General features: G+C 73.7%; 9 protein-coding genes. 3 read left to right on the forward strand and 6 right to left on the reverse strand.

All coding sequences use genetic code 11. From position 1 onward, the window contains the following. Positions 1 to 178: 178 nt before the first annotated feature. From AB0G50_RS30785 to AB0G50_RS30795, 3 genes are read right to left on the reverse strand one after another with little or no spacing between them, the layout of a single operon-like run. A complete protein-coding gene (locus AB0G50_RS30785; RefSeq protein ID WP_360115613.1) occupies positions 179 to 1,057 on the reverse strand; it encodes a hypothetical protein in 879 nt (292 codons plus the stop codon). Next, the gene (locus AB0G50_RS30790) at positions 1,054 to 3,156 is read right to left on the reverse strand and encodes a hypothetical protein (RefSeq protein ID WP_360115616.1); all 2,103 of its coding nucleotides are present in this window, start codon (positions 3,154 to 3,156) and stop codon (positions 1,054 to 1,056) included. The genes AB0G50_RS30785 and AB0G50_RS30790 overlap by 4 nt, the downstream gene beginning before the upstream one ends. Further along, positions 3,153 to 3,761 carry a toll/interleukin-1 receptor domain-containing protein gene (locus AB0G50_RS30795; protein WP_360115619.1) on the reverse strand — a complete coding sequence of 203 codons (609 nt, stop codon included), beginning with the start codon at positions 3,759 to 3,761 and terminating at the stop codon, positions 3,153 to 3,155. Before AB0G50_RS30795 ends, AB0G50_RS30790 begins: the two co-directional genes overlap by 4 nt. A gap of 363 nt (positions 3,762 to 4,124) precedes the next feature. On the opposite strand from AB0G50_RS30795, the gene AB0G50_RS30800 reads away from it, so the two are divergent. Then, the gene (locus AB0G50_RS30800; RefSeq protein ID WP_360115622.1) at positions 4,125 to 5,372 is read left to right on the forward strand and encodes a helix-turn-helix transcriptional regulator; all 1,248 of its coding nucleotides are present in this window, start codon (positions 4,125 to 4,127) and stop codon (positions 5,370 to 5,372) included. Positions 5,373 to 5,527: 155 nt separating this feature from the next. Here AB0G50_RS30800 and AB0G50_RS30805 read toward each other — a convergent pair whose 3' ends face one another. Continuing rightward, positions 5,528 to 5,956: a hypothetical protein gene (locus AB0G50_RS30805; RefSeq protein ID WP_360115625.1), complete on the reverse strand. Its 429-nt coding sequence runs from the start codon at positions 5,954 to 5,956 to the stop codon at positions 5,528 to 5,530. 293 nt (positions 5,957 to 6,249) lie between these two features. Between AB0G50_RS30805 and AB0G50_RS30810 the strand changes: the two genes are divergently transcribed. Both AB0G50_RS30810 and AB0G50_RS30815 read left to right on the forward strand, forming a co-directional pair. After that, positions 6,250 to 7,887, forward strand: a complete 1,638-nt coding sequence (locus tag AB0G50_RS30810) for an ABC-F family ATP-binding cassette domain-containing protein (RefSeq protein ID WP_360115628.1) — start codon at positions 6,250 to 6,252, stop codon at positions 7,885 to 7,887. A 100-nt stretch (positions 7,888 to 7,987) separates the two neighbouring features. Beyond that, positions 7,988 to 8,419, forward strand: coding sequence for an Ohr family peroxiredoxin (locus AB0G50_RS30815; protein ID WP_360115631.1), 432 nt, complete (start codon positions 7,988 to 7,990; stop codon positions 8,417 to 8,419). Between the two features lie 47 nt (positions 8,420 to 8,466). On the opposite strand, the gene AB0G50_RS30820 is transcribed toward AB0G50_RS30815, so the two are convergent. Further along, positions 8,467 to 9,462: an alpha/beta hydrolase gene (locus tag AB0G50_RS30820; protein ID WP_360115637.1), complete on the reverse strand. Its 996-nt coding sequence runs from the start codon at positions 9,460 to 9,462 to the stop codon at positions 8,467 to 8,469. An 85-nt stretch (positions 9,463 to 9,547) separates the two neighbouring features. After that, a partial coding sequence (locus AB0G50_RS30825; protein ID WP_360115634.1) for a LuxR C-terminal-related transcriptional regulator occupies positions 9,548 to 10,772 on the reverse strand: 1,225 nt, incomplete at its 5' end.

Raw genomic sequence — 10,772 nt, forward strand, 5'->3', positions numbered from 1 at the left:
ATCCTCTTGGGGGACAACGGTTTCTTCCTCGACCTCCGGTGCCGGCCGGTCTTCGAGCCGGGTGCTCGACCGACCGGCCGGTGGAGGTTTGCTCATTTCGACCTGCCACGACTGTGGCTCGCTCACCACTCCTCCTTCGTCCCACCGGTGCCGCGACCGGTGCGGAAGTCCTCGGTGGTCAAGGGTTCTCGTCCCGGTTCCGGTCCCCGGCCTCGAGGGCGGGCGGATCGGTCTTCTTCTCCTTGGACCGGCGGCGGAGTACCGGCCTGATCGGGGTCCGCGGCGAAGCCTGCGTGCCCAGGTTCATCCTTTGCGCCAGGAGTTGCGCCAGGACCGCCTGACTCAGGGTCCCCTTCGCCATCTCGATGTACTCCAGCTCGTTCTTGAAGTCCTGCCCCAGCGCCTCGTTCACCGCCTTCAGGACGGCGACGGGGTCGGCGTCGGGTCTGGTGAGGAGGTGCGCGGCCAGGTCGGCGCGGTCGCCGGTCACGACCGAGCGCGCCTCCGTGCGCTTGAACCTGTCGACCACCGATTGGCGCCGGGCCTCGGCCAGGTCTCCCCGCGGGTGGTCGACCTCGGCGGCGAACGCCGACAGCGCGAAGCCGGGAGGCGACTGGCCGTGCTGCACCAGCCGGGTCACCTCGGCTTCGGCCTCGGCGGTCGCCAGGGCGTCCATCCGGCGCAGGACCGGTCGGACCCGGTCGGTGATCGCACCCTGGAGGGAGCCCGCCACGTCCCGGTACGGGAGGTGCGGCACCACGACCGGGTCCACGACCTGGCAGCTGAACCGCACGGTGACGACGAACTCCCACCCGTCGGCGCTCGGCGTCTCGAACGACACCGAGAGCCGGTGCCGGGTCGTGTCGACCAGGTAGGCCGCGCGGTGCCCACCCCACCAGCGCCGGGGCACCTGTCGACCCGGCGGCACGACGTCGAGCCGACCTCCGGGGTGCTCCAGCACCAGCGCCGTGCCCGGCGCCGCGCCCCGCGCGGAGCCGAACCTCAGCCCGATGCCCCTCCACTGCCTCACCAGCGGGTCGTACGTCTCGTTGGTCACGCGCCCATCTCCTCCAAGTAGCGCAGTCGGTACAGGAGTTCCGCCGCCGCCGTGGCGTCGGGGTCGAGCGCCCAGCACTCCAGCAGGGCGTCGATCGCGAGGTGGTCGTCCGGACCGCGGTCCGAGACGCCCGCGACCAGGTCGAGCACCGCGTCCTGCGCGTCGGGCTCCCGCACCGTGGCGTCGACCCACCCGCGCAACGCGCCCTCGGCCAGTTCCCGGGCGGGCGCGCAGGCCAGTGCCCGCCCCCACAGTTCGATCAGCAGGTCGTCGTGCCGCTCGTACTCCCGCAGCAGCACCGGGAGCGAACCCGGCCCGACGACGCGCCGCACCACGTAGGTGAACACGGTCAGCGCCTTCGCCACCGAGGGCTCCTCCGAGGAACCCTCGCTCCACTCCGCGAGGGCGCGCAGCAGCGGCGCCGTGACACCGGCGTCCAGCAGCGTCCGCGCGCCGATCGACACCGCGCTGAGCGTTGCCCACTGCGGACCGCGCACGACGGTGCGCAGAATCGCGAGCGCTCTGCCCGGCTCGGCGGCGCCGAGGGAACCGCCCGCCGCCAACGCCGCCGTCTCGGCGAGGTGCCGGGATCGGGCGGTCGAGTCGGGTTCGTCGGCCCACCGCACCAACCGGTCCCAGAAGGCGTCCGTGCGACCGCTCAGCACTCCGGCGGCGTTGGCGGCGAGGGCGGCGTTCTGGCGCAACGTCAGGGAACTGCTCCCCGCCCAGGGCACCAGGATGTGATGCACACCGAAGTCGAAGTCCACGGCGGTCAGCAGGGCCGCCGCGTCCGTCGCCTTGGCGTGCACATCCACATCGGCGTGGCTCGCCAACCTGGTCAACCACCGCACGACCGCAGACCTCCCGCCGTCGAGCCGGAGCCAGGTCTGCACGAGCACGGCCTGCCGCAGGTCTTCGTGGCGGAACCGCAGCGTTCCCCGGCCGTCGGCGGAGGTGTCGCGCTCGATCCACTTGCGCTCCGCTTCGAGCATCCGCCAGAAGCGGAGGTTCGTACGTGAGCTGCCGCCGAGCGACTTGGACAGCGACAACGCGGCCTCGGAGATCCGCAGGTAGGTGGACTCGTCCAGCACCGCGGTGGTGACCACCAGCGCGATCTCGGACAACTCGGGGTCCGCGCCGAGCCACTCCCGCGCCTGCTCCTGCGGGTTGCGCAGCCGCGCCAGGTCCGACCGCAGGTCGGAGCCCGCCTTGAGCGAGGCGATCACGGCGCTCGCCGCGCGGTTCGCGAAGAGCGGGTCGTTCCGCTCGGCCACCAGGTCGCGGAGCGTGGTGGGCGTGATCAACGCCTCGTACCGCTCCGCGGTCAACCCCGGGTACTCGGCGAGCACCGCCCGGCGCACGATCTCCAGGGGGTCGGGCAGCGCCAGCCCCTCCAGCACGTGCGCCTGCCGGCCCGCCGTCCCGGCCAGCACGCCCTCCGGCACGCCGGTCACCACGACGAGGAACCTCTCCTGTTCCCCCAGCGCGTACGACGCCTGCGCGAGCCACGCGTCGTCCAGCCGGTGCGCGGCGTACTTGCCCTGGAACGGTTCGTCGTGCACCAGCAATCCCCGTGCGGTGCCGGGCGGCTGCCAGGGCCGAGTGCCGAGCGCACTCGTGGGGAGCTCCACGAGACCCGCCCGGGCCTCCTCGCCGAGAACCTCGGTGAGCATCGCGACCGCCCGAGCCCGGCGCCCGGTCTTCCCCGGATCCGCCACGACCACCACGTTCACGTCCCGGAGCATCATCACTCCGTTGTCGAAGTCCTCCGGACGCACGTAGAGGGCGACCGCGTCGATCTCCGCCTGCTCGATCGGCCGCGCGCGTGCCTGCCGCTTGCGCGCCGTTCGGGCCGAGCCCTGTCCGTTGACGAAGTCGCCGTAGATGGCGACGTTGTGGGCGGCGAAGACGTGGGAGCCCAGGACCTTCCGCACGACGACCGAGGCTTGCATCGCCTGGTCGTAGGCCCGGCCGTGGCGGTCGCTGCCGATGAGCGCGAGCATCTCGTCCCGGGACTCCGGCGCGTCGTCGACCAGGGTGGACGCCGGTTCTTCGTCCGGCGCCGGGTCGATCAGGTCGGCCGGTGCCTCCTCGGTCACCGGGCACCGCGCCAGTCGTTCCGGATGGCGCCCATCGTGAAGGTGCCGGTGTTGGTGAAGGTCTCCTGGGCCTGCACGTTGCTCCCCGAGACGTCCGAGATGGTGATCGTGGTGCGGGGAGCCACCTGCGGCACGGGCTCGGGCAGCGCGGGGACGACCTCGGCCAGCCGCTCCGCGAGGTTGTCGAGGTCGGCCTCGGCGTTGCGGAAGCGCACCTCCACGTCCTGGCACTCGACCAGGGCCGCCAAGACGTCGGGCAACTCCTCCCGAAGCGGCCTCGACCGGCCTAGGCGGACCGGTACGACGATCTTGCCCAGGTCGAAGGCCAGCAGGATCTCCCGGCGGACGAAGTCGGCCGGGTCCTCGAGCAGCGACCGGCCGTCGAGGTCGACGCCGGGCCAGGTGCGACCCATCACGACCAGGAGCGCCGTGGACTCGGCCACCGCCTCGAACATGCGCCGCTCCCAGTCCGCTCCGAGCGGGATCGACTTCGCGGCGCGGAACACCGCGTCGGAACCGAAACGCCTGGAGAGTTCCCGGTCGACCAGGGCCGTGCCGAACGGCTCGTCGGCCGCCCGGTAGTTGAGGAACACAGTCGTCGTCACTGAGGGTTCACCTCTCGGGGTTAATTGCACTGATCGAGGCCGCGTTGTTCCCGGATGGGCTAGCGGCGTGGTGATGCTGCGAATTCTTATCGGAGAGATACGCGTCGTGCCAACTCCTACCGGCCGGTACGGAGGTGTTTCCTGTTTCCTATTTCCGCGTCCTGCGCGGTGTCCTTTATCTGCCCACTGGACGTGTCCAGGCCGGTTGGACGTGGCCCGACGGGGTGGATTAGCCTCGATCACCACCGGCGCGCGTTTACCGTTTCCGGTGCCGACCGGCATCGGTAAACACCTGTGCGACCACCGCCGTGATCGGCAGAATCAGTGCTGTCGAGTTCGATCGGTCATCCGGATTGGAGCCCTGTGTTGCGGTCCACTTTCGACGCTTTCGGTCTGCGGATGCGCGCGTTGCGCGAGGCGCAGGGCAGGTCGCTGAGCGCCTTCGCGGAGGAGATCCACTACAGCAAGGGCTACGTGAGCCGGGTGGAGACCGGCAAGCAGAAGCCGTCGGCGGACTTCGCGCGGCAGTGCGACGCCGCGCTCGAGGCCGGCGGTCGGCTGTTCGCACTCGCCCGCGGCGCGGAGGAGGCGAGGGCCTCCGAGCCCCGGGACGACGAGGGCCGCACCGGCCTCGGCCGGCGCAACGTGCTGCTGGGCGGCGCCGCCCTGATCGGGGCGCTGACGCGGGGCGTGCCCGTCCCGGATCCCCGGCGCGCCGAGGAGAACCTCGCCCACCACCGGAGCAGGTTCGACTCGCTGCGGGGGCTCGGGCAGGTGTGCCCGCCGGAGGTCGTCCTGCCCGCGGTGGTCGACCAGGTGAGGGAGGTGCGGTCGGCCGCGACGGACACCCGCGATCCCGCGACCCGGGTCGCACTGGGTCTGCTGCTGGCCCGGATGACCGAGTTCGCCGGCTGGATGGCGCAGGAGGCGGGTGACACCGGCGCCGCCGCGTGGTGGACCGGCGAGGCGGTGCGCACCGCGGAGGAGGCGGGCGATCCGCACACCGCCGGGTACGCGCTGGTCCGCCGGGCGCTCGTGACGATGTACGACGGCGACGCCGACGCGACCATCGCCTACGCCGCCCAGGCCGGGAAGGTGCCCGGCACCCCGGCCCGGATCCTCGGGCTGGCCGCGCAGCGCGAAGCGCAGGGGCACGCCCTCGCGGCCGACCACAGGTCGGCCATGCGGGCGCTGGAGCAGGCGGCCGAGCACCTGCGGACGGCGGCCGCGCAACGGGACGACGGACCCACCGTCGGCACGACGCACGTGCCGGACCCGGTGGCGGTGACCACCGGGTGGTGCCTGTACGACCTGGGCCGGCCGCGCGAGGCCGCGGAGGTGCTGGACCGGGAGATCGACCGCATCCCGATCACCGCGGTCCGCGCCCGACTCCGCTTCGGCGCGCGACAGGCGTTGGCGCACGCCGCGGCCGGGAACCTGGAGCGGTCCTGCGACCTGGCGTCGCTGATGGTCCCGCAGGCCGCGACCATCGGCTCGGCCACCGTGGTGACCGACCTGCGCCGGTTGGCCGCGGTCCTGCGCCGCAACCGCGACCACCGCGCGGTCCGCGCGCTCGCGCCGGCGTTCGGCGCGCTCTTCTACGGCCGGTAGCGGACACCGTCCAGAACGTCCACAAAGGACCGTGCCCGCCACCCGTCGGCGGGCACGGCGTTCGGATCGCACGGTGTCGCCACTAGCCCAGGAAAGCCTTGGTGGGCAACGAAAGCGCTACCCGAGCCGCGGCGGAACGAGGGCGTTGTGGAGTGTCAGCGGGCTCGCCACACCGGGGCGGCGTCGTCGGAAGGGCTCAGCACGAACGCTACGGCGCGTTGGGCGGTGGCCGCGTCGACCGGTGCGGCCGTGGGGAGGTGGGCGTTGACGTGGGCCAGGAGGTCCGGTTCCGGTGCCAGGGAGTGGTGTTCCAGGTAGTAGGTCACCGTGTCGGTCCACACCCAGGTGCCGTCGGTGAGGAAGTTCGTCGGCACCACCGCGCCGCGGGCGGGCTCCACCACGTCGGTCAGCAGGGTCGGCGTGACGAGGACGCGGGCGCCGCTCTCCAGGTAGGCCACCAGGTTCCGGCGCTCGGCCTCGTCCGGCACCCTCGGGTGGTCGGCGGCGAAACCCGGGCCGGTCGCGGGGTCCACCACGTCGAACACCCGCGCCAGCGTGAACGGGCGCTCTCCAGTCTGCTCCATGGCGCCAAGCACACCGCGTCGGAGCGTGGTCGGTCAACGCAGGAGGACCGGCAGAAGTGGCCGGCGCGGAAACCCCGGTGGAGGGGCGCGGTGGCCCTGCTATCGTCCACGGCGGACGAATCGAGTTCCGGGAGGAACCTCCAAGTGGTGGGTGAAGACGACATCTCCGGGTGAGCCCGGGGTCGCAGGCCACCGGCCGAGCGCGCGAGCGCGCCGCCGACGTGGCCATGTCGTGCTCCCCCGTTTCCTCCACACGGCACCGCCGTGTCCTCACCACGTCCGAGGTTCCCCGCATGTCTCGATCCACCCTGCCCGCTGCCCTCATCGCCCACGAGGTGGTGCGCGTCCTCGGTGACCGCCGCGTGCTCGACGGCGTGTCGCTCACCGCGGCCCCCGGCCACCGCATCGGCCTGATCGGCGAGAACGGCGTCGGCAAGAGCACGTTGCTGCGCCTGCTCGCGGGCGTCGACCGGCCCGACTCCGGCAGCGTCGTCCGCCCGGCCGACCTCGGCTTCCTGTACCAGGAGATGCCGTTCGACCCGGGCGCGACCGTCGGCGACGTGCTGGCCGACGCGCTCGCCGACGCCCGCCGCACCCTCGCCGAACTGGACCGGCTCGCCGGGCTGCTCGCCGAGTCGCCCGAGGACGAGGGCGTGCTCGCCGAGTACGCCGACCGCCTGGACGACGCCCAGCGCCAGGACGCGTGGGACGCCGACCGGCGCGCCGAGGTGGTGCTCGCCGGTCTCGGCCTGGCCGCGGTCGCGCCGGACCGACCTCTCGCGGCGCTCTCCGGTGGTCAGCGCGCCCGGCTGGCGCTCACCGCGCTGCTGGTGCGCCGACCGTCCGCGCTGGTGCTGGACGAGCCGACCAACCACCTGGACGACGACGCGGCCGGGTTCCTGGAGGAGCAGCTGCGCGGGATGACCGGCACCGTCGTCGTGGCCAGTCACGACCGGGCGTTCCTCGACGCCGTGTGCACCGACGTGGTCGACCTCGACCCGGCCGTGGACGGTCCGGTGCGCCACGGCGGCAACTACAGCGACTACGTGGCCAGGCAACGCGCCGAGCGGCAGCGGTGGGAGCAGCGCCACGCCGAGGAGCAGGACGAGATCGCGGCGCTGCGCGAGGCGCTCGGAACGATCACGCACAGCGTCGCGCCGAACCGGGCCAAGCGGGACAACGAGAAGATGGGGTACGGGCACCGGGCTGGTCGGGTGCAGAGCCAGATCGCCCGGCGGGCCCGCAACACCGCCCGCCGGCTGGAGGAGCTGACCCGCCGCCAGGTCCCGCCGCCGCCGCGCCCGCTGCGGTTCCGGCCGGGCGCGCTGGTCGACCAGGCGCCCGACGAGGTGCTGGTGGCGCTGCGCGACGTGCGCGTGCCGGGTCGGCTCGTGGTCGACCGGCTGGACGTGCCGGCGTCCACCCGGCTGCTGGTGACCGGCCCGAACGGCGCGGGCAAGTCGACGCTGCTGCACGTGCTGGCGGGTGGTCTCGAGGTCGAGGGGGTGCGCCGGCGGCCGCGGCTGCGGGTCGGGTTGTTGAGCCAGGACACCGAGTTCGACCGGCCCGACCGCACCGCGCGGGAGACCTACGACGCGGCGCTGGGCGAGGCGCGGGCGGGCGCCGTGCCGCTGAACTCGTTGGGGTTGCTGCGGTCGCCGGACCTGGCCAAGCCCGTCGGGCAGCTGTCGGTCGGCCAGCGGCGCAGGCTCGCGCTGGCCCTGCTGGTGGCGAACCCGCCGCACCTGCTGCTGCTGGACGAGCCCACCAACCACCTCTCGCCCCGGCTGTGCGACGAGTTGGAGGACGCGCTGGCCTCGGGTCCCGGCGCGATCGTGCTCGCGAGCCACGACCGCCGGCTGCGGTCCCGGTGGCAGGGCGGTGAGATCCGGGTCGAGGACGGGCGGTGCGTCGACGACGTACACGCATGACGTCGCGCGACGGGCGCCACGGGGTGTCCGCGCTGCCTACGTTGGTCCCCGTGACCGGTCGCCACTCGGGCGACAAGTCCCGGAACGCAAAGGAAAGCGCATGGCTGAGATCACCTACACCGCGGTGGCGACCTCCACGGCGGAGGGCCGCAACGGGGGTCGCGCGACCTCCGACGACGGGGTGCTCGACCTGACCCTGGCCGTGCCCGCGGCGCTCGGCGGCGCGGGCGGCGGGACCAACCCCGAGCAGCTGTTCGCGGCCGGCTGGGCGTCCTGCTTCATCGGCGCGGTGCGCCGGGTGGCGGGCGAGAAGAAGGTGCGGCCGACCGACCTCGCGGTGGTCGCCGAGGTCACGCTGCACCACGACACCGAGGCGGGCGAGTTCACGCTCAGCGCCGCGCTGCACCTGGAGGCGTCCGGCATCGACCAGGCCACCGCCGACGAGTTGGTGGCGGGCGCGCACCAGGTGTGCCCGTACTCGAAGGCCACCCGCGGCAACGTCGAGGTCACCCTCGACGCCACGGTGGCCTGACCCGGGGACGGGCGCCTTCCCCAGAGGCGCCCGTCCTCACCCCGGTGTCAGAGCCTGCCCGCGTCGAGCACCGCCCGGGCGAACAGCTCCGGCGCCTCCTGCGGCACGTTGTGCCCGACGCCCGCGAACACCCGGTGCTCGTAGGGGCCGGTGAACCTGTCCCGGTACCCGGCGCCGTCCGCCGCCGCGCCGTCGAAGTCGCTGCCGACGGTGATCGCGGGCACGGTGATCACCGGCCGGGTCGCGAGCCGCCGCTCGTACCGGTCGTAACGGGGCTCGCCGGGCGCGAGACCGAGCCGCCAGCGGTAGTTGTGGATCACCACGTCGACGTGGTCGGGATTGTCGAACGACGCCGCGGTCCGGTCGTAGGTGGCGGCGTCGAAGTCCCACGAGGGTGACGCGGTGCGCCAGATCAACCGGTTGAACTCGCGCACGTCGCGCCGATAGCCGAGCACACCCCGCTCGGTCGCGAAGTAGTACTGGTACCACCAGCCCAGCTCGGCGGCGGGCGCGAGCGGCTCCCGGTTCGCCTCCACGTCGGTGATCAGGTACCCGCTCACCGGCACCACGGCCCGGCACCGCCGCGGCCAGAGCGCGGCGAGCACGCCGACGGTCCGCGCGCCCCAGTCGAACCCGGCGAGCACCGCCCGGTCGATGCCCAGCGCGTCCATCAGGGCCAGCACGTCGAGCGCCACCGCCGACTGCTGGCCGTTGCGCTTGGTGTCCGCCGACCGGAACCGGGTCGGCCCGTAGCCGCGCAGGAACGGCACGACCACCCGGTGGCCGGCCTCGGCGAGCAGCGGTCCGACGTCCACGAAGCTGCCGGCGTCGTAGGGCCAGCCGTGCAGCAGCACGACCGGTGGCCCGTCCGCCGGGCCGAACTCGGCGTAGGCCATGTCCAGCTCACCGGCCCGGACGTGCTTGATCACGCCGAGCGAGGTGGCGCCGAGCGGCGCGGCACCGGCGGGTGGCGCGCTCGACGCCCACCCGGCCGTCGCCACACCCGCCGCCAGCACCCCGGTGAAACGTCGCCTGGTGATCATGTCGACCCTCCGATTCGTCACGGAGAGCGACGGTACGGGCACCCGACGACCACTCGCGAGCGTCGGGCGACGTGGGCCGGGTAAGTCAGCGGTCGGAGTCGTCCACCGCCGCGAGCGCCTTCGCGAGGTCGGCACGCGAGGTGACGCCCAGCTTCGGGAAGATCCGGTGCAGGTGCGTGCCGACGGTCCGGTGCGACAGGAACAGCCGCAGGCCGATCTCCCGGTTCGTCAAGCCCTCCGCGGCCAGTTGCGCGATGCCCAGCTCGTGCGGGGTGAGGCGGTCCCGGGCGTCCGGGCCGCGGTTCGGGCTGGTCTCCCCCGCGCCGCGCAGCTCGCGCCGGGCCCGGTCGGACCACGCGGTCAGCCCGAGCGCGTCGCACGCCTCCCGCGCGGCGCGCAGGTGGGTCCGCGACTCGACCACGCGGCGCTGCCGGCGCAACCACTCGCCGAACGCCAGGTGCGCGCGGGCGCGTTCGGCGGGCCACCCGGCCAGGTCGGCGGTCAGCGCGGCCCGGAACAACTCCTCGGCCTCGTCGGTGGGCGCCAGCACGGCGCGCGCGTAGCGCAACCCGATGTGCAGCGCGGGCGACGGGGTCCGGTCGGCCGGCGGCGCGAGGTCGGTCAGCACGGCGCGCAACGCGTCGGTCCGCCCGGCGCGCACGGCCGCGTCCGCGAGTTCGGCGACGCAGTGGGCGCGCAGGGCGAACTGGTAGGCCGGGTCGGCGGGGTCGAGCAGGCGGCTCAGGTCGTCGTAGGCATCCTCGAACCGGCCCTCGCCGGACGCGACGAGCCCGCGGGCCAGCGCGACGGTGGCCAGCACCGGCCGCGCGCCCGCCGCCAGGCCGACCCGCTCCGCCTCGTCGGCCGCCGTCCGCGCCTGCTTGAAGTCACCGCGCAGCGCCGCGATCTCCGCCTGCGTCGCCCGCGCCAGCCCGTACATGAAGGGCTGCCGGGTTTCCCGGGCGAACGCGGCCGCCTCCGCCGCGACCGGTGACGCGCCGAGCGGGTCGCCCAGCCGGGCCCGGCTCCACGCCTGCACGGCCAGCGCCCGGGCCAGCAGCCCGAGCCGCCCGGTGGCGCGCAGTCCCGGCACGGCGGCCGCCGAGAACCGGGCCGCCAGGTCGAACGCGCCGACCTGCAACGCCGCGCTGCCGAGGTACCGGTCCACCTCGGGGTCGGCGCCCGCCCGGCCGGCCAACGCGCGCAACTCCGCGACCCTGGTTCCGGCGTTGCACGCCGGACCCCAGCCGTAGGTGACGTAAACCGAATCGCGGTCCAACATCGCCACCACGTCCTCGGTGATGTCCGCG

Origin of the sequence: Actinosynnema sp. NPDC020468, assembly GCF_040642015.1 — a bacterium.
In the GTDB taxonomy this organism is placed as follows: domain Bacteria; phylum Actinomycetota; class Actinomycetes; order Mycobacteriales; family Pseudonocardiaceae; genus Actinosynnema.

What these genes read in the sequence shown, in the direction of transcription:
- AB0G50_RS30810 (WP_360115628.1), top strand. Translation starts at nt 6,250, where the DNA reads ATGTCTCGATCCACCCTGCCCGCTGCCCTCATCGCCCACGAGGTGGTG.
- AB0G50_RS30815 (WP_360115631.1), top strand. Translation starts at nt 7,988, where the DNA reads ATGGCTGAGATCACCTACACCGCGGTGGCGACCTCCACGGCGGAGGGC.
- AB0G50_RS30805 (WP_360115625.1), bottom strand. Translation starts at nt 5,956, where the DNA reads ATGGAGCAGACTGGAGAGCGCCCGTTCACGCTGGCGCGGGTGTTCGAC.
- AB0G50_RS30820 (WP_360115637.1), bottom strand. Translation starts at nt 9,462, where the DNA reads ATGATCACCAGGCGACGTTTCACCGGGGTGCTGGCGGCGGGTGTGGCG.